We start from the raw sequence: 19,098 nt of genomic DNA on the forward strand, positions 1-19,098 counted from the left end.
TATTATGAGCCGCCCTGCAGTTAACATACCGGCTTTATGCCTGTTACTGTTGCCAATGGCGGCTTTCCTGTCTTCGTGCGAAAATGACCTGAAAAAAGTTAGGGAAATTTCGGCAAACGAAGTTGATACCGTAGCGCAGCGTACTACGGGGCTTGATCTGATCATGAGCGATTCGGCCAAAGTGGAGATCCATCTTACCGCGCCGCTGATGATCGAATACCAGATCAAGAAGCCTTATAAAATTATGCCTAAAGGCGTAAAGATCGATTACTATGACCGCGGCACAGGCCAGTTTGCCGGTGATATCATTGCCGACACGGGTATCCAGCGTGAGCAGGAAAAATTGATCGAATTTCATGGCAACGTAGTTGCAACCAACGCCAAAGGCGAAACCTTTAAATCAAACGAATTATTTTGGGACCAGGTAACCAAGCGGGTTTACTCTAACAAACCTGTTCAGGCCACACTTAGCGGCGGTAATGTCATGAATGGCAATACCTTTGAAAGTGATGATAAGCTTTTAAACCCTACTTTTAAAAGCAGCACCGGGCTGTTTCATGTTGATGAAAAAGCGACACAATGATGACTTTTTTTAACGGAAATTTTGTGTTATAGAATTTTGTTAAAAATTGTATCTTGCGCCCTCTTAAAAAGAATAGAATAATTATAAATATAATATGGGTATAATGGGTTTTTTGCGCGAAAGGATGGGGAAGATTCTCGCATTCTTTATTGGTTTCGCGCTGCTTGCATTTATTGTGAGCGAAGTTGTAAGATCGGGCGGTTCCTTTTTCAGGGACGATAGTAACGAGCTTGCCGTTGTAAACGGCGAAAAAGTGCCCTATGACAAATTCAACGAAAAGCTGGAGCAAAACTCTGCACAGTTTAAACAACAGGGACAAAGTATCTCTCCGCAAATAGCAAGCTATCTGCAGGAAACTACCTGGAACCAGTATTTAAGCCAGTTGCTGATAGGCAAAGAAATTGAAAAACTTGGCCTTACTGTTGGTGATGATGAAATGAACGTAATGATCGGCGATAACAATCCCGACCCGCAGATAGCCCGTCAGTTTGCCGATCAGCAAACCGGTCAGTTTGATCGCAGCAGGTATGATCAGTTCAAAGCCTACCTGCAATCAGGCAAAGCCGACCCTGCTCAGAAAAAAGCCTGGAGCGATTTTGTGATCGATCTGATAGAAGCTAAAAAAGCTACCAAATACATGACTTTGGTTACCAATGGCCTGTATGTAAACTCGCTTGAGGCTACAGATGATTACGAAGCAAAAAATAAGCTGGCTAACTTTAAATATGTATCGCTTGATTATGCTTCAATCCCTGACGCTAAAGTTACTTTAACCGATGCTGATTACAGCGCATATTATGATGCACACAAAGCTTCATTTAAAACTCCGCAGGAGTTAAGGAATTTTGAATACGTTAGTTTTAACGCGGCTCCTTCAAAAGAAGATTCAGCGGCAGTTAAACAACAGGCCGAGAAATTAGCGAATGAATTCAAAACTACTCCTAACGATTCGCTTTTTGTGCAGATCAATGCCGAAACCAAAGCGCCTTTGGCTTATCAGCGTAAAGGCAGCCTTGACCCTAAACTGGATACTACCATGTTTAGCGCAGCTAAAGGGTTTGTTTATGGCCCTTACCTTGAAAATGGCAGCTATAAAGTGGCTAAGCTGGTTGATACCAAAACCACTTTCGATTCGGTTAAAACCAGGCATATCCTGATCGACCTTGCGTCGGCAGGTGGTGAAGAAAAAGCTAAAGCTAAAGCCGATTCAATTAAAAAATTAATTCAGGGCGGTAAATCATTTGCCGAACTTGCAACAGCTTTCTCCGCCGATAAAGGCAGCGCAGTAAAAGGCGGTGAAATCCCTTCATTTGATGCCAATGGCTCAATGGGCGGTCAGGGAAATTTAGTTCCTGAATATTATAATGCTGCTTATAAAGCAAATAAAGGCGATATCCTTGTTGTGAAATCACAATTTGGCTACCACGTTATCCAGGTTGAAGATCAGAAAGGTTCCGTTAAACTGGTTAAAGTTGGTGTAGTTGATAAGCCGTTAACTGCAAGCAGCAAAACCCAAACTGTAGCTTACAGCAAAGCCCAGGCATTCTTGGCCTCATTAACACCTGATAATTTTGAAGCAGAAGCTAAAAAAGAAGGTTTGAAACCCCGTACCGCCGAAGATGTTACTGCGATAGCTTCTGGTCTTCCTGGCCTGGATAACGCGCGTGACGTGGTTAGATGGGCTTACAAAGCCGAAAAAGGCGATATTACTGATAAGGTATTTACCGTAGGCGACCAGTATATAGTAAGCCGCCTTACCGAAATTAAACCTAAAGGTACATTATCTCTTGAGGCTGTTAAAAAGCAAATTGAGCCAATGGTACGCAACGAGGTTAAAGCTAAACAATTGAAGGAGAAGTTTGACGCAGCCCTTAGCGGTGGTACTTCAATTGACCAGGTTGCCCAAAAAGTAGGCAGCAAGGTAGTTCCGGTTGAAAACATTGTATTTGCCAATCCTATCATCCCAGGTCAATCTGCAGAGTATAAAGTTATCGGTTCAATCTTTGGTTCGGCAATCAACAAAATTTCAAAACCTGTTGATGGTGCACAAGGTGTTTATGTATATGTGGTTAATGGTTTCACTAACCCGCCGGCACTAACCAACGCTATTAAACAAAAAGAACAAATTAACCAGGCGCTTTTACAACGTTCACAAGGCCAGGTGCTGGATGCATTAAAAGATAATGCAATTGTAAAAGATAACAGGGCTAAATTCTTCTAAACAAAATTTAAAGTAAATTTGCATCCGGGATCAGCGTTAAGCCGTTCCCGGATTTTTTGTTTATATACGGTCTGTTAGGCTTTTATATAAAGCAGTTAAGTAGTATTAGCTTTAAACTTTGTGCGTTCTGCTTTCAGCTGCTTATAAAAATATTGATAATCAAGCTAAGCGGCTTTAGGCTTTATGCCTTCAGCTTTTAGCTTTCATATAAAAGATATGGATATCCAGGAAAACATAATAAATAAGGTGGCTCAGAGCGGCCTCGTTACCTTAGACCCGGCTTCTTTTTATCCCGCCGGCGATCGCGTTATTTATGATATTAAAGATAACCTGTTCCATGGCCTGATCCTTCGCGAGAAAGATTTCAGGGACTTTATAAAAGAACATGACTGGGCGCAATATGAGGGTAAAAATGTAGGTATCACCTGCACTGCCGATGCTATTGTACCAGCCTGGGCATATATGCTGCTGGCCAACCGGATGGCCCCTTACGCCCGCGAAATTGTTTTTGGGGATAAAGAGGTATTAGAAACTGTGCTTTTTGAAAAGGAAATAGCCAAAGCTGATTTTGAACAATACCGTGGGCAGCGGATTGTGTTGAAAGGTTGCGGCGATACCGAAGTGCCGGTATCTGCTTATGTTGAGCTGACTAAAAAGCTGAGTGCTGTGGTTAAAAGCCTCATGTTTGGTGAGCCTTGTTCAACAGTACCCATCTATAAGCGTAAGGATTAAGTATTTAACTGGCAGCACGCAATAAAAACAAGTTTAAACCATTTATAATAGCAGTTGTCATATCACAAGCCCGGCTAAAAAGGGCTATTAATCAATGAAGAAACTGCTGATAAATAAATATTTTTTTACTGTACTGCTTTTTATAGCCTGCTGCAAGGGCGGATTTGCCCAGGAACTGAAAAAGATCAATGAGTCGATCTTTAAAGCAGGTGAACAACTGGACTACAAGATGAAATACGGTTTTTTTACTGCAGCTGAAGCCACCATAAAGGTAGAAGCCAGCGATAAGAAATATAATGACCGCCCTACATTTCATCTCGTGGCCGAAGGCAAAACCGCCGGCTCTTTCGACCTTTTTTACAAGGTACGCAACCGTTATGAATCATATGTAGATCAAACAACACTAATGCCCTATTTTTATACTGAAAACAGGCGCGAAGGTAAGTACAGGCATACCGACAATGTTACGTTCGATCAGAAAGACAAGAAGGTAACGGCAAATAAAGGAACATTCGGGTATAAGGGCGAATCTTTTGATTTTGTATCGGCTTATTATTTTGCGCGGGCCATTGATGTTTCAAAGCTGCACCAGGGCGATACCTTTGATCTGCAATATTTCCTGGAAGATGGGTTTCACAGTATGCAGATAACCTATGTTGGTACCGAAACGGTTGAGTGTTCGCTTGGTAAGTTTAATTGTCTTAAATTTAGCCCGGCAATTATTCCGGGGCGGATTTTCCGGAAAAACAGCAAGTTGTACCTTTGGGTTACCAACGATAAGAACAGGATCCCGGTAAAGGCCCACGTTGAAGTGCTGATAGGCAGCGTAACAATGGACCTGAAATCGGCTGCAGGACTTAAATATCCTTTGAACCCTATAAAAGATTGATTTAAAAAAAGATAATGATTGAGGTTGGCAATGTATTACTGCACGAGGATGTAGTAAAAGAGAATTTTGTATGTAATTTAAATAAATGCAAGGGTGCCTGCTGCCTTGAAGGTGACTCGGGCGCACCGCTTAATGCCGATGAACTCGATATTCTGAAAGAGATCTATCCTAAAGTAAAGCCTTACCTTACCGCGAAAGGGATCAAAACCATTGAAAAGGAAGGGGTTTACGTTACCGATTTTGAAGGGGATTATACTACGCCCTGTGTTGATACCAACAAAGAATGCGCCTATGTAATATGGGAAAACGGCATTACTAAATGCGGTATTGAAAAAGCGTATGAAGAAGGTGCCGTTAATTGGAAAAAACCCATATCGTGTCATTTATATCCTATCCGCATAACATCTTATCCCGAGTTTGATGTTTTAAACTATGACCGTTGGAGTATCTGCAGCCCTGCATGTTCATTTGGGGATGAGTTGAAAGTACGCGTTCACGAATTTTTGAAAGATCCGCTCATCCGTAAATACGGAGCAGATTGGTACCGGGAACTGGAAGATACCGTTGCCGGAATTTAATCTTTTGTAAAACTTTTAGGCCGGATATTTTTTCCTTAAACTGTAGTATAACGCCTTGCCTAAACCTATATATTGAGCGTTATAGGAGTAATTACAATAAAATTGGATATTATTGTACTACCTAATATATCTACGGTCATAATTAATGAAAAAGGCTTTAATAACAGGCATAACGGGTCAGGATGGCGCTTATTTAGCAGAGTTTTTGCTGAAGAAGGGCTACGAGGTACATGGGGTTAAACGCCGCTCATCCTTATTAAATACCGACAGGATAGATCATTTATACCATGACCCGCATGAGTCGGGTGTTAAATTCAGTCTGCATTATGGCGACCTCACCGATTCAACAAATCTGATCAGGCTAATCCAGGAAGTTCAGCCCGATGAAATTTATAACCTTGCAGCACAAAGCCATGTAAAAGTGAGCTTTGAAACCCCCGAATATACCGCCAATGCTGATGGTGTTGGTGTACTCCGTATTCTTGAAGCAGTAAGGCTTCTTGATCTCACCAAAAAAACACGTATCTATCAGGCTTCCACATCCGAGCTGTATGGCTTGGTACAGGCTGTGCCGCAAAGTGAAACCACGCCCTTTTATCCACGCTCACCTTACGCGGTGGCAAAACTATATGGCTACTGGATTGTAGTTAATTATCGCGAAGCCTATGGTATGTATGCCTGCAACGGGATTTTGTTTAACCATGAAAGCCCGGTAAGGGGCGAAACTTTCGTTACCCGGAAAATTACCCGGGCAGCATCAAAAATAGCCCTTGGCTCGCAAAACTGTTTGTATGTAGGCAACCTTTCGGCACAGCGCGATTGGGGGCATGCCAAAGATTATATAGAGGCGATGTGGCTGATGCTGCAGCAGGAAACTGCCGAAGACTTTGTAATAGCAACCGGTGTAACAACCACCGTCCGTGATTTTATCAGGATGGCTTTCATGGAGTTGGGTATCGAAGTTGAATTTAGCGGAAAGGACGAGAACGAGCGTGGGGTGATCATTGATATTGATGAGGAAAGGGCCATCGCGCTTGGATTGAACCTGGAGGCTTTGAGGTTTGGGCAAACTGTTGTAAAAGTTGACCCCAGGTATTTCAGGCCGACAGAGGTTGATCTGTTAATTGGAGATGCTGCCAAAGCTTATAACAAGCTCGGCTGGAAACCAAAATATGATTTGCAGGCATTGGTGACGGATATGGTACTGGCAGATCTGCAGCTGGTAAAAAAAGATGAATATCTGAAAAAAGGTGGGTTTAGCACGCCTAATTATTTTGAATAACCAAGTATAAAACCATATAAACCATTATATGAAGAGAATATTTACAAGCATTATTTTACTGCTTTTGATAAGCGGGTTTGCGAAGGCCCAGTCAATATATCAACCTTATAACTACCAGTTTTATCAGAAACTAAATGAGGATGTTTATTCCACCAAAACAAGGGTACACAGTTCATTAAAACCATTTATGGTTGATGACTCACTTTTGAAAGTTCACTATGACTCATTGATGAACTTAAACGATATTAAAGGGCGTTTTTTTAATGAACATCAGATTGATGTTAAAAGCAGCAACTCCACCTTCTATGCCGATCTGTTGCCCGACTTCAATCTGAGCCGTGATTTCTCAGGGAAAAAGAACACCAATTTTGGTACACTTGGGATCCAGTTGGGCGGTACCTTCGGAAAAAACTTTTCGTATAATGTGGCCGGATATGAAAACCGCGCGGTATTACCTAATTATTTACAAACCTACGTTAACCAGGTTGGCATAGCCCCCGGGCAGGCCTACGCCGGTATTTACGGCAATGAATACCGCTGGTCATATATCACGGCTAACGTTTCGTATACACCGATAAAGTTTTTGAACATCAGCGCGGGGCGCGATAAAACCTTTGTTGGCGATGGCTACCGGTCATTATTATTATCTGATTATGCATCGCCCTACCCATTTTTCAAGTTAACGGCTACGCTGGGCAATGTGCGTTATATGGCCATGTGGACTTATTTTAATGACCCGCTTTCGGTAAAAGTAGATAACGGGGACAGGAAAAAATTTGGTGTATTTCACTATTTAGATTGGAACGTATCTAACCGGTTATCACTCGGTTTCTTTGACGCGGTGATATGGGCTGCTAAGGATGATTTAGGCCATAAACGCGGGTTTGATTTTACTTACATCAACCCGGTGATATTTTTAAGGCCTGTTGAAGCTTCAAATGGCTCACCCGATAATGCTTTGATAGGATTTACAGCTAAATATAAGCTAACTGATGGCATCACGGCTTATGGCCAGTTTTCGCTTGACGAGTTTGAGTCTTCAAGCTTCTTTTCAAGTAAAGGTAGCTCGCGCAATAAATACGGATTTCAATTGGGTGTAAGGGGGGCTGACCTGTTTAATGTTAAAGGCTTAAACTATTTGCTCGAGACAAATAATGTTAAACCATATACCTATTCAGAGCGTTCTTCGGTAATCAATTACACTGAAAATGGCGAGCCGATAGGACATCCCTGGGGCGCCAATTTCCGCGAGGTAGTTGGACTGCTTAACTATTCATATAAAAGGTTTGATTTTTCAGGGGAGCTTGACTATGGGCATTACGGGCTTGATATCAATGGCCTGAACTATGGTAAGGACCCCTTTCAGGGTTATCGTGACCCGGCAAGGGTATATGGCAATTACACCGGGCAGGGCCTAACCACCAATATGGTTTACCTGGAGGGAAAAGTAGCCTATTTGATTAACCCCAAGTATAACCTAAGGTTTGAGCTTGGCGGCCTGGTACGCCGTGATAAGAACAACCAGTTCAATGATAAAACATCGATGTTAACCTTTGGTATCCGCAGTTCATTCCGTGCTATATATAATGATTTGGCGAGCTATAAAGTTCATTAAATTGAGCCCTGCATGATTAAAGAATTTTAACAAAACATAAAAAGCGACCATCAGTCGCTTTTTATGTTTTGTACGTAATAACAATTTTGCATTACGACGCTATCGTATTCACATTGCGTTTCTCAGTCATGTTACGTACTTGCCTGGCTATACCGTTGGCATCAAAGCCACAGTCGGCCCATAGTTCGGGCTGGTCGCCATGTTCAATAAACTTGTCAGGGATACCCAGGCGTTTAACCTGGATATTGGTATAGCCATTATCGGCCATAAATTCAAGTACCGCGCTACCCATGCCGCCTTCAACGCAGCCGTCTTCAACGGTAATTACTTTATTAAAGTTTTTGAATACGTCATGTAATAAAGCTTCATCAAGCGGTTTTACAAAGCGGAGATCATAATGGGCCGGGTTATAACCTTCGGCATTGAGTTCGGCAGTGGCTTTAATCACCTCGTTGCCGATAGCGCCAATAGACAGGATAGCCACATCATCGCCATCACAAACCTTACGGCCTTTGCCTACGGGGATGGCTTTGAACGGACGCTGCCAGTCAACCATAACTCCATTACCACGTGGATACCTGATCACGAAGGGCCCCATGTTTTCCTGCTGGGCAGTAAACATCAGGTTGCGCAGCTCTTCCTCGTTCATGGGGGCAGATACCACCATATTGGGGATACAACGCATGTAGGCCATGTCATAAGCGCCATGGTGGGTAGCGCCATCAGCCCCTGCAAATCCGGCGCGGTCAAGGCAAAACACTACATTAAGCTTTTGTATGGCCACGTCATGGATCACCTGGTCATAAGCCCGCTGCATAAAGCTGGAGTAAATGTTGCAGAACGGAACGAGCCCCTGGGTAGCTAAACCGGCAGAGAAAGTTACCGCATGCTGCTCGGCAATACCTACGTCAAACGCACGGTTAGGCATGGCCTTCATCATCAGGTTTAATGAACAACCTGATGGCATCGCCGGCGTAATACCCATGATCTTAGGGTTTTGCTCGGCCAGTTCAATGATACTATGCCCAAACACATCCTGGTATTTAGGAGGCTGAGGCTTGTCGTATTTAGTTTTTTTGATTTCGCCGGTGATCTTGTCAAACAAGCCCGGAGCATGCCACTTGGTCTGGTCTTTTTCGGCAAGGGCATAGCCTTTACCTTTCACCGTGATACAGTGCAGTAATTTAGGTCCCGGAATATCGCGCAGGTCCTTTAAAACTTTTATCAGATGATTAACATCATGCCCGTCAATAGGGCCAAAATAACGGAACTTAAGCGCTTCAAAAAAGTTGCTGCGTTTAAGCAGGGTACCTTTAATGCTTTTTTCGAGTTTTTGGGCTACTTTAAAGGCATCCGGGCCAATGGATGATAGTTTGGCCAGCACGTGGGCGATATCGTCCCTGAAGCGGTTGTATGGCTTTGACGTGGTTATGTCGGTCAGGTATTCTTTCAATGCACCAACGTTAGGATCGATGGCCATGTTATTGTCATTCAAAATCACCAGCAGATTGGAGTTTTCAATGCCGGCATGGTTAAGTGCTTCAAAGGCCATCCCTGCGGTCATCGAGCCGTCGCCAATTACGGCTACATGCTGCCTGTCTGTTTCGCCTTTATAATGAGAGGCAACAGCCATGCCCAATGCGGCAGATATAGAAGTTGATGAATGGCCTACACCAAAAGTATCATATATGCTTTCCGAACGTTTTGGGAAGCCGCTGATGCCACCATGAATGCGATTGGTGTGAAACTCATCACGGCGGCCGGTAAGTATTTTATGGCCGTAAGCCTGGTGCCCAACATCCCAGACTAACTGATCGTATGGCGTATTAAGTACATATTGTAGCGCTACGGTAAGTTCAACCACACCCAGGCTGGCGGCAAAGTGCCCGCCATTAACTGATACTACGTCAATAATATACTGGCGTAGTTCCTTGCATACCTGTTCAAGCTCTGTTTCATTAAGTAGCTTTAAATCAGATGGATAATTTATTTTTTGTAATAAATTCCCGGCCGGTACCTGCATTGACATTCGTAAGGATATTTAACCTGCAAAATAAACTATTTATTGTTACATTCAGGGTATATAAAGATATTAAATTACTTAACAAACAGGATATGCCAAACAAGACAGTTTGGTTAAGGCATATTATGATGATCAACCGAAGCAGTGGATTGTTTGTTTTTAAACCTGAAAGTCTGTGCTTTGCAGCTTAATTCTTACTGCGATGAATCTGGCCGAAATGTTTATTTTTGACCGGATTTTATGACCGACGATAGTTTTGCCATTAGGTTACCCCAGTTTGAAGGCCCGTTTGACCTGCTGCTGTTTTTCATTGAGCGCGATGAGCTGGATATCCACGATATCCCGATAGCCAAAATTGCCGATGATTTTTTGCAATACCTGCACCAGATGAGCAGCCTCAATATGGAAATTGCCAGCGAATTTATTTTCGTGGCAGCAACACTTATGCGCATTAAGGCCAAAATGCTGTTGCCGCGTTATGGCACCGAAGAGGCCGGCGATGACCCGGACACCAAAGAAAACCTGATCAGGAAACTCATCGAGTATAAAAAGTTTAAAGAGGTGTGTGAAGAGATCAGGCCCATGGAAGATGAGCGATTTAAACAGGAAAAGCGCGGCAATATCAAACATGACCTCGAACAAGTTGAAAAAGTAGCCGTCCCCGGCGAAGAGTTATCCGAATTAACCCTTTACCGCCTTATGGTTGTTTATGAGCGGATGATCCGCAATTTCACCAGGCGCAGCGAGGAGGTGAAACACACGGTAGTACAGTATCCCTACACCATTGAAAAACAAAAGAAGGCAGTTGCCGATCTGCTCAAGATCAATAAAATGCTCGATTTTAAAGCAATCGCCAAAGAATCTGAAAACAAAGTTCATTTTGTATATAACTTTTTGGCGGTGCTTGAAATGTTGCAACAGGAGCTGATAGATATCCAGATTGGATTGGGTTATAATAACTTTTGGATTTCGCCAAAAGAGATATGAGACATTAGATTTGTGATATGAGACAGCCAAGTGTTTTAAAAAAGAGGAGGCCATCGGTTAGTTTATCGGAGGCTGATTTTTGGACTGATGTTCCAAAAGGAATTAAGCAGGCTATTCAAAAAGCCGAAGAACAACTTGATCGGGGTGAGGGCATTGCACATGATAAAGTGATGGAAAAAATAAAATCCAGATTTCTCAATAGGTGAAGTTGTTTGAGATTCAAAGAATAATTATGCGTTTAGGTCTGACGATTTATTCGCTGTAAACACCTGGGCGGCAAATAATATTGCGTTTATTTTAAGCCACGTAAAATCTAACATTACTCTTATCTCAAATCTCACATCTCACATCTCAAATCTATATCAATTGCGTAACTTAGCGCCGTTAAAAACACACAATGAAAAGAGACAAACTGATATTTAAGCTATTGGATGAAGAGCAGCAACGCCAGGAAGAAGGCATTGAGCTTATAGCATCTGAGAATTTTGTAAGCAGGCAGGTTATGGAAGCTGCAGGTTCTGTTGCAACCAACAAATATGCCGAAGGTTTACCGGGCAAACGCTATTACGGCGGCTGCCAGGTAGTTGACGAAATTGAAACCATAGCTATTGAACGCGCCAAGCAATTGTTTAACGCCGAGTGGGTTAACGTACAACCGCATTCTGGTGCACAGGCAAACGCGGCAGTTATGCTTGCTGTATTGCAGCCGGGCGATAAAATATTAGGTTTTGACCTTTCACATGGTGGTCACTTAACACACGGTTCGCCTGTTAACTTTTCGGGCAAATTGTATGAACCTCATTTTTATGGGGTTAAAAAAGAAACCGGCCTGGTTGATTATGACCAGCTTAAAGAGGTAGCCCTGCGCGAAAAACCGAAACTGATCATTGCAGGCGCTTCGGCTTACTCACGCGATTGGGATTATGAGTTTATCCGGAAGGTAGCTGATGAAGTTGGTGCGCTGGTATTGGCCGATATCTCGCACCCTGCAGGTTTAATCGCCCGCGGTTTATTGACCGATCCGCTTCCGCATTGCCACATTGTTACTACTACTACCCACAAAACTTTACGTGGTCCGCGTGGTGGTTTAATTATGATGGGTAAGGATTTTGAAAACCCATTTGGTATCAAAACCCCTAAAGGCGAAATCAGGATGATGTCGTCATTATTGGATATGGCCGTATTCCCTGGTACACAGGGTGGTCCGTTGGAGCATATCATTGCCGCTAAAGCAGTTGCTTTTGGTGAGGCTTTGAGCGAAAACTATATGAAATATATTGTGCAGGTTAAGAAGAATGCCGACGCTATGGCCGAAGCATTTGTGAAGCTGGGCTATCAGATCATATCTGGCGGTACGGATAACCACTTAATGCTGATCGATCTTCGTAATAAAAATATTACAGGTAAAGCTGCCGAAAATGCTTTGGTAACTGCCGATATCACCGTGAATAAAAACATGGTGCCATATGATGATAAATCGCCATTTGTAACCTCAGGCATCCGTGTAGGCACTGCGGCTATCACCACCCGCGGAATGAAGGAAAAACATATGGAGCATATTGTTGAATTGATAGATGCCGTAATTTCTGATCCTGAAAATGAACATTCTATCAAGAAAATCCGTAAAAGGGTTCACAAGTTAATGTACGACTTCCCGTTGTACAGAGATAAGGACTCAGAGTAAAAAATGACACTAAGGCAGGAAGATCCATTAAGTATAGAAGATAAGCGCTTAGCCGCGCTTAAATCATACAATGTTTTGGATACCATGCCCGAAAAGGAGTACGACGCTATTACGCGTTTAGCCTCCTACATATGCCAGGTACCGGCGGCGCTGATATCGCTGCTTGATGCCGAAAGGCAATGGTTTAAATCAACATACGGCGTCGACGTGGGGGAAACACCCCGCGCCGACGCTTTTTGCAACCGCACAATCCAATCCAACGCGCTTCTTGAAATAACCGATTCTAAAGAGGACGAGGAATTTAAGGATAACCCCATAGCCAATGAAATGGGCGTACGCTTTTATGCCGGTGCCCCATTGATTGATCCGGACGGCCACAGACTTGGCTCATTATGCGTGATTGATACAAAGCCGCGTAAGCTCACAGCCGAACAGCGTGATGCGCTCCGTACGCTGGCCGATGAGGTCATGTCGCACCTGCTGCTCCGGAAACAGAAGCTTGAACTGGAGCGAAATTTGAAAAGCCACCAGGAATTTCATGATCTTTTTGACAGCTCGCCGGATATTCACTGTATCATGGACAGGGATTTCAAAATCGAGCAAATTAACCGCTCTGCCAAACCGGTTTTGGGTTATTTAGCTACTGAGGTTATCGGCAAACCCATCTGGAGTTTTTTCCTCGAAGAAGAACGGGCAAAATCGCTGTCGGTCCTGAAAAACGGATTAGGCAGGCAGCAACGCCATTTTGAAATAGAAGCAAATATAATAACACCATCGGGCGATATTAAATGCATTAGCTGGTCGGTAACTTTTAAAAGTGATAAATGGTTTGCCAGCGGGCGCGATATCAGCTATCAGAAAAAGGTGGCCAATGAACTGGCATTACTATCATTGGTTGCAAGTAAAGTTACCAGTGGTGTAGTGATCAGCAACGCCGCCGATGAGGTAATATGGACCAATGAAGCTTTTGAGCAGATAACGGGTTACAGTCAGGCTGATGTGGAGAACCGGCGTTTGCGCGATGTGCTTAAAGGCGTACCGCTGGATGCCGAAGCGATAAAACGGCTGGATGAAGCCATCCGCAACCAGGTATCCTACGAAGTAGACCTGCTGATTGATAAAAAAGATGGTGAACCGGTATGGATCTCGGTATTTAACTCGGTGATTCGCGACAGCGCCGGGCAAACAGATAAATTTATCAGGGTTATTATTGATATAACCCAGCGTAAAAAGATAGAACAGGAGCTGGAGATCCTGTCCTTCGCGGCCCGCAAATCGCCAAGCGGTATCCTGATCCGCAGTAATACGGGCGAGGTGGTCTGGATGAATGAAGCCCTGGAGAGTATAACAGGTTATACGCTTGACGAAATGCGTGGTAAAATGTTTGGCACTATGCTGGTTGGCGAAGATACCGACCTTAATGTGTTTAACGCGGCAGTGAAAGCTGTAGAGGAAAAACGGGGATATGAAGTTGAAATAAAAGTTTATAAAAAGGACAAAACCCCAATTTGGATCTTTCTGTCAAATAGCCCTTTATTTAATGAAACAGGTAGTGTTGAAAGGCAGATAGCTGTCATGGTTGACATCACCGAACGTAAGAAAACCGAAGAGCAGGTAACCATGCTTTCATTAGTGGCCAGCAGTACTGCCAGTGGCGTGGTAATTAATAACAGCGATGGTAAGGTTGAGTGGGTCAATAAAGCCTTTGAGCAAATAACCGGCTATACTTTGCTTGATGTAAAAGACAATCATCTTGGCGATGTGCTGAAAGGGGAGCTTACCGACGTATCTATTATCCAAAAGGCACGGGAGTTATCCCGCAATAAACAATCATTTGAGGTTGACCTGCTGGTTTACCGGAAAGACAGGCAGCCTTTGTGGATCTCGGTCATTAATTCGGTGATCATTAACAGCAAAGGCGAGGTTGATAAATATATAGAGGTTATCATTGATATAACTGCTAAAAAGAAGGCTGAAATTGAACTGATCAATGCCCGCGAGGAAGCCATACAGCTGAGCCGCGCCAAAGATATGTTCATATCGGTAATGAGCCACGAGATCCGTACGCCGCTGAATGCCGTAATTGGTATGTCGCATTTGTTGCTGGAGGATGATCCGCTTGATGGGCAAAAGGAAAACCTTAATATTCTGAAATTCTCGGCCGAAAACCTGATGACACTGATCAACGATGTGCTTGATTTTGCCAAGATCGAAACCGGGAATGTTGAGCTGGAGAAGGAGCGGGTTGATTTAACCGAACTTGTTCAAAGCATAACAAGCTCCATGCAGTATAAAGCCGCAGAAAAAAATATATATATTAGCAAAAGCATTGATGAGGCCATACCCAAGGTGATTTTGGGCGACCGTACCCGGCTGATCCAGATATTACTAAACCTTGTTGGTAATGCCATTAAATTTACCGAAAAAGGCGGAGTTACCATCGATCTGAAAGTAATACAGCAATCAGAACAGGATGTGCGCATCAGGTTTGCAGTAATTGATACCGGCATAGGCATAGCTGCAAATAAACTGGGTACTATATTTGAGCAGTTTAAGCAGGCCGAACTGGATACTACACGCAAGTTTGGCGGTACCGGCCTTGGCCTCGCTATCAGCAAGCGGTTAATTGAACTGCATGACTCGCGCATAAATGTTGACAGCGTACCTGGACAGGGATCAACATTTTGGTTTACCATAGGCTTTAAAAAAGGAGATTACCAGTCAAACAGAAATAGTAATAACGTGGAAGAAGGACTTAAAATAAATGTTTTAGTAGTTGATGACAACCAGATTAACCGCCTGCTCATTAATAAGATATTAAAGAAATGGGGTGCCAGCGCTGATTTTGCCGAAAACGGCATTGAAGCTATTGAAAAGGTTGAAACCAACCGCAACTACAACGTAGTGCTGATGGATATCCACATGCCCGAAATGGGCGGTTTGGAAGCTACAGGCATTATCCGCGCTAAAACAGAAACTTATTTTCAGCAGTTACCGATCATTGCCCTTACGGCCTCTATGCTCAGCAACCAAATGGGCGAGATTAACGATGCCGGAATGAATGACTACATCCTTAAACCCTTTGACCCGAGGGTGCTTTATGATAAACTAAGCAGGTATCAGCAGCAGTAGGGTTTAGTGATTAGAGACTGAAGATTAGAGGTGAGTTTGTTTAACTCCCGTATGTCATTGCGAGCGATAGCGCGGCAATCGCACGTAAGCATGACCGCCCTGTATAGTATGCGATTGCCATGTCGCACCCCTGGCTCATTCCCATGTTGCCCCTCGCAATGACATGATTAGCATAATTCTACTCAATTATGTTCCTACACCGCATAAGCTATTGTAGCTATACTCAACTTCAATCCCGGTACTTTCAATAACTCCCCGCCGCAGGCTTCAAGTGTTGAGCCGGTAGTTACTATATCGTCGACCAGCAAAACGTGCTTACCTTCAAGTGCAGCCGCATCTTTAACCGCGAATACATGCTGCATATTTTCAAACCGGGCAAAGCGCGACCGTTGGGTTTGCGTTTTAGTGGCCACCGTACGTACCAGGCTGTGCTCATCAACAATTGCCTTTAATTTTTCGGCAAGGCCATGAGCAAAGCAGGCGCTTTGGTTATAACCGCGTTCGCGCAGGCGGCGTTTATGGAGCGGAACGGGAACAATTACATCAGCAGTGTTAAAAACATCATTTGCGGCCAGCTGTGCCCCTGCTATGGCTCCAAGCAGATTACCGATCTGGTGCATGCCTTTGTATTTAAAATGGTGCATCAGGTTTTGGATCTTTCCTCCTTTATGAAAATAATAGAGCGCGTAGGCGGCTTCAACATTAATTTTACCCCAAAATTGCTGGGCTACAATATTAGCAGGCTGCTGATGAAAATTGGTAAAAGGTAAATTGAAGCGGCAATCGCTGCAAATGATATGCTCACCTGCTACCAAGCTTGCCTGGCAGGCCGGGCAAAGCTCCGGGAACAGCAGGGCGGCAAAATCTGAAAGGTAGGCACGCAGTAATTTCATGCCCTCAATTTAATACGGATTTTTTAAACTTCGGCCAGTTTATCTTTTTCTTTGATGGCAAGCTGACCGCAGGCAGCGTCAATATCCTTGCCGCGGCTGCGGCGGAGGTGCGTGTTAATACCTTGTTTGGTGAGGTAATCGGCAAATGCTTCAACTTTATCCTCGCCGGCGTTGATGTAGCTGGCAAAAGCAATAGGATTGTATTCAATGATGTTGACCTTGCAGGGCAGGTGTTTGCAAAATTTAGCCAGCTCCATAGCGTCCTGGATACCATCGTTCACACCATCAAAAATAATGTACTCGTAGGTCACCGGGTTTTTGGTTTTGGCGTAGTAATATTTTAATGCCTCGGCCAGGGCCTTTAACGAGTTTTGCTCGTTGATGGGCATAATAGTATTCCGTTTTTCGTCGTTTGCCGCGTGAAGGGAAAGGGCAAGGTTAAATTTTACCTGGTCGTCGCCCAGTTTTTTGATCATTTTGGCAATGCCGGCTGTTGATACGGTAATGCGTTTGGCAGCCATATTAAGCCCATCCTCGGAGGTAATGCGCTCTATCGACTTCATCATGTTGGCATAGTTAAGCAATGGCTCGCCCATACCCATGTAAACAATGTTTGATAAAGGCTGATTGTAGTTTTCGCGGGCTTGCCGATCAATTAAAACTACCTGGTCGTAAATTTCATCGGGGTTGAGGTTCCTTTTGCGCTCCATATAACCGGTGGCACAAAATTTACAGGTAAGGCTGCAACCCACCTGCGATGATACACAGGCTGTCATACGGCCGGGAGTTGGAATTAAAACGCCCTCAATTAAGTGGTTGTCGTGTAAAATAAAAGAATTTTTTATAGTTTTATCAGCACTAACCTGTGAAGAATTAATTTTTACATTATTAATTACAAAATTCGCATCCAGTTTAGCACGGAGTTCTTTTGAAATATTGCTCATCTCGTTGAAAGAAAAGCAAGATTTTTTCCAAAGCCATTCATACACCTGTTTTGCCCTGAAGCCTTTTTCATCCATACGGATGAAATGCTCCTGTAAAGCATTCAGGCTCAGGCTGCGGATGTCAATTTTATCTTTTGTATTGTTCACAGTGCAAAAGTACTTAAATTTAAAAAAATCTATCTTTTTTTAAAGTCATTCTTTTTGGCTAATAAAAAACAATAACTAAAAGTTAATTGTACTTATTTTGCAGGACAGATTGTTTTGAAAAACGTTATGTGTTACGATACTAAGTTTAAATTTTAATGAAAAGTTTTAGAGCCGATTACGTTTTTCCTGTTTATGCCGATCCGATTAAAAATGGAATAGTTACTGTTGATGATCAGGGGAAGATCATAGCTGTTACCGATAATACCAAGTCCCCTGGCGGGCAAATACAGCAGGTAAGCGGTGTTATTTGCCCGGGATTTATCAATACGCATTGCCATACCGAACTTTCTCATTTAAAAGATAAAGTAAAGCCCAAAGGCGGCCTGGTAAATTTTATAAAAGACGTTCAATCCTTACGCAATACCGATCAGCAGGAGGTTCTTGATGCCATAGCTAAGGCCGATCAGGAAATGTATGATAACGGTATTGTAGCCGTTGGTGATATCTCCAATACTAATAATAGTGTTGCGATGAAAAAACAAAGCAAATTATACTATCATACCTTTGTTGAAACTTTTGGTTTTTTGCCCGAAAAGGCTGCTGAAGTTTTTGAAAAAGCGCTGGCCCTGCTTAGTGAATTTAAGCCCGGCTCGTGTTCTATAACCCCGCATGCACCGTATTCGGTATCAAAAGAGCTATTTAAGCTGATTAAAAAGCACAGCGATGCCAACGATGAGAACCTGCTCAGTATCCATAACCAGGAGTGTGAGGATGAGAACAAATTTTACCGGTATAAACTTGGTGCTTTTTTAGAGTTGTACGAGCATTTTGGTATGGATATATCCTATTTCAAGCCGCAGGCCCGTAACTCGGTACAATCTATTATCCCGCTGCTCTCTAACAAGCAAAAGGTTTTGCTGGTACATAATACCTGTACCAACCTGAAGGATATTTACTTCATCAAGCGGTTTGACAGGAAGATAAACTGGTGCTTTTGCCCTAATGCAAACCTTTATATTGAGGGGCGTTTACCTAAAATTGATCTTTTTGTTGACCAGGGTTTTAATATTACCCTTGGTACCGATAGCCTTGCATCAAACAGCAAATTATGCTTACTGAGCGAGATGCGTGCTATTCAACAAAAGTTCCCTTCTATAAGCTTACCGCGCCTGGTTGAATGGGGTACCCGTAATGGAGCCGAATACCTGGGTATCGACGATGAAAAAGGTACGCTTGAAGCAGGCAAAACCCCGGGCCTGAACCTGATTAGCGGCCTTGATGGGTTTAAGATCACCCCCGAAACCAAAGTAAAGAAACTGATATAAATTGACACTAATTTTCACGAATCAGATCGAATTACACGAATAACGTAAAGGAAACATTCGTGT

Annotated in this window: 14 protein-coding genes; 11 read left to right on the plus strand and 3 right to left on the minus strand. The window is 43.3% G+C overall.

What is annotated here, in order from left to right:
- Positions 1–4 precede the first annotated feature (4 nt).
- From lptC to BLP33_RS26770, 7 genes are all read left to right on the plus strand, one after another.
- Positions 5–583 (plus strand): LPS export ABC transporter periplasmic protein LptC, encoded by a 579-nt coding sequence (lptC, locus tag BLP33_RS26740; RefSeq protein WP_090534953.1) that lies wholly within the window; start codon positions 5–7, stop codon positions 581–583.
- A 103-nt stretch (positions 584–686) separates the two neighbouring features.
- Entirely contained in the window at positions 687–2,804 is a 2,118-nt protein-coding gene (locus tag BLP33_RS26745) for a peptidylprolyl isomerase (protein ID WP_256382341.1), read from the plus strand.
- A 216-nt stretch (positions 2,805–3,020) separates the two neighbouring features.
- Complete coding sequence (locus BLP33_RS26750; RefSeq protein WP_090534980.1) at positions 3,021–3,536, plus strand: DUF2480 family protein; 516 nt, start codon at positions 3,021–3,023, stop codon at positions 3,534–3,536.
- A gap of 94 nt (positions 3,537–3,630) precedes the next feature.
- On the plus strand, positions 3,631–4,425 hold the full coding sequence (locus tag BLP33_RS26755) for a DUF3108 domain-containing protein (protein ID WP_090534956.1): 795 nt from the start codon (positions 3,631–3,633) through the stop codon (positions 4,423–4,425).
- Between the two features lie 14 nt (positions 4,426–4,439).
- Positions 4,440–5,003, plus strand: coding sequence for a DUF3109 family protein (locus tag BLP33_RS26760; RefSeq protein ID WP_090534958.1), 564 nt, complete (start codon positions 4,440–4,442; stop codon positions 5,001–5,003).
- Between the two features lie 145 nt (positions 5,004–5,148).
- Positions 5,149–6,285 (plus strand): GDP-mannose 4,6-dehydratase, encoded by a 1,137-nt coding sequence (gmd, locus tag BLP33_RS26765; protein WP_090534960.1) that lies wholly within the window; start codon positions 5,149–5,151, stop codon positions 6,283–6,285.
- Between the two features lie 28 nt (positions 6,286–6,313).
- Positions 6,314–7,900, plus strand: a complete 1,587-nt coding sequence (locus tag BLP33_RS26770; RefSeq protein ID WP_090534962.1) for a gliding motility protein RemB — start codon at positions 6,314–6,316, stop codon at positions 7,898–7,900.
- Positions 7,901–7,991: 91 nt separating this feature from the next.
- Here the strand turns inward: BLP33_RS26770 and dxs are convergent, their stop codons facing one another.
- The gene (gene dxs / locus BLP33_RS26775; protein ID WP_090534964.1) at positions 7,992–9,923 is read right to left on the minus strand and encodes a 1-deoxy-D-xylulose-5-phosphate synthase; all 1,932 of its coding nucleotides are present in this window, start codon (positions 9,921–9,923) and stop codon (positions 7,992–7,994) included.
- Between the two features lie 240 nt (positions 9,924–10,163).
- Between dxs and BLP33_RS26785 the strand changes: the two genes are divergently transcribed.
- The 3 genes from BLP33_RS26785 to BLP33_RS26800 all read left to right on the plus strand — a co-directional run bounded on the left by BLP33_RS26785 (position 10,164) and on the right by BLP33_RS26800 (position 15,726).
- Entirely contained in the window at positions 10,164–10,910 is a 747-nt protein-coding gene (locus tag BLP33_RS26785; protein WP_090534968.1) for a segregation and condensation protein A, read from the plus strand.
- Between the two features lie 397 nt (positions 10,911–11,307).
- Positions 11,308–12,594, plus strand: coding sequence for a serine hydroxymethyltransferase (gene glyA / locus BLP33_RS26795; protein ID WP_090534972.1), 1,287 nt, complete (start codon positions 11,308–11,310; stop codon positions 12,592–12,594).
- A gap of 3 nt (positions 12,595–12,597) precedes the next feature.
- Positions 12,598–15,726 (plus strand): PAS domain S-box protein, encoded by a 3,129-nt coding sequence (locus BLP33_RS26800; protein ID WP_090534974.1) that lies wholly within the window; start codon positions 12,598–12,600, stop codon positions 15,724–15,726.
- A gap of 194 nt (positions 15,727–15,920) precedes the next feature.
- Here BLP33_RS26800 and BLP33_RS26805 read toward each other — a convergent pair whose 3' ends face one another.
- Positions 15,921–16,619: a ComF family protein gene (locus tag BLP33_RS26805; RefSeq protein ID WP_090534975.1), complete on the minus strand. Its 699-nt coding sequence runs from the start codon at positions 16,617–16,619 to the stop codon at positions 15,921–15,923.
- Positions 16,620–16,642: 23 nt separating this feature from the next.
- Positions 16,643–17,710 carry a dual-specificity RNA methyltransferase RlmN gene (rlmN, locus tag BLP33_RS26810; protein WP_090534977.1) on the minus strand — a complete coding sequence of 356 codons (1,068 nt, stop codon included), beginning with the start codon at positions 17,708–17,710 and terminating at the stop codon, positions 16,643–16,645.
- A 155-nt stretch (positions 17,711–17,865) separates the two neighbouring features.
- On the opposite strand from rlmN, the gene BLP33_RS26815 reads away from it, so the two are divergent.
- Positions 17,866–19,035: an amidohydrolase family protein gene (locus BLP33_RS26815; RefSeq protein ID WP_090534978.1), complete on the plus strand. Its 1,170-nt coding sequence runs from the start codon at positions 17,866–17,868 to the stop codon at positions 19,033–19,035.
- The last annotated feature ends 63 nt before the right edge of the window (positions 19,036–19,098 follow it).

Origin of the sequence: Mucilaginibacter sp. NFR10 (assembly GCF_900100445.1) — a bacterium.
Lineage (GTDB): Bacteria > Bacteroidota > Bacteroidia > Sphingobacteriales > Sphingobacteriaceae > Mucilaginibacter > Mucilaginibacter rubeus.

Excerpts from the sequence above, each read along its gene's own strand:
- BLP33_RS26815 (WP_090534978.1), top strand. The coding sequence starts at position 17,866 with ATGAAAAGTTTTAGAGCCGATTACGTTTTTCCTGTTTATGCCGATCCG.
- dxs (WP_090534964.1), bottom strand. The coding sequence starts at position 9,923 with ATGCAGGTACCGGCCGGGAATTTATTACAAAAAATAAATTATCCATCT.
- BLP33_RS26755 (WP_090534956.1), top strand. The coding sequence starts at position 3,631 with ATGAAGAAACTGCTGATAAATAAATATTTTTTTACTGTACTGCTTTTT.
- BLP33_RS26750 (WP_090534980.1), top strand. The coding sequence starts at position 3,021 with ATGGATATCCAGGAAAACATAATAAATAAGGTGGCTCAGAGCGGCCTC.
- BLP33_RS26760 (WP_090534958.1), top strand. The coding sequence starts at position 4,440 with ATGATTGAGGTTGGCAATGTATTACTGCACGAGGATGTAGTAAAAGAG.
- BLP33_RS26805 (WP_090534975.1), bottom strand. The coding sequence starts at position 16,619 with ATGAAATTACTGCGTGCCTACCTTTCAGATTTTGCCGCCCTGCTGTTC.
- lptC (WP_090534953.1), top strand. The coding sequence starts at position 5 with ATGAGCCGCCCTGCAGTTAACATACCGGCTTTATGCCTGTTACTGTTG.
- BLP33_RS26745 (WP_256382341.1), top strand. The coding sequence starts at position 687 with ATGGGTTTTTTGCGCGAAAGGATGGGGAAGATTCTCGCATTCTTTATT.
- glyA (WP_090534972.1), top strand. The coding sequence starts at position 11,308 with ATGAAAAGAGACAAACTGATATTTAAGCTATTGGATGAAGAGCAGCAA.
- BLP33_RS26800 (WP_090534974.1), top strand. The coding sequence starts at position 12,598 with ATGACACTAAGGCAGGAAGATCCATTAAGTATAGAAGATAAGCGCTTA.
- BLP33_RS26770 (WP_090534962.1), top strand. The coding sequence starts at position 6,314 with ATGAAGAGAATATTTACAAGCATTATTTTACTGCTTTTGATAAGCGGG.
- gmd (WP_090534960.1), top strand. The coding sequence starts at position 5,149 with ATGAAAAAGGCTTTAATAACAGGCATAACGGGTCAGGATGGCGCTTAT.
- BLP33_RS26785 (WP_090534968.1), top strand. The coding sequence starts at position 10,164 with ATGACCGACGATAGTTTTGCCATTAGGTTACCCCAGTTTGAAGGCCCG.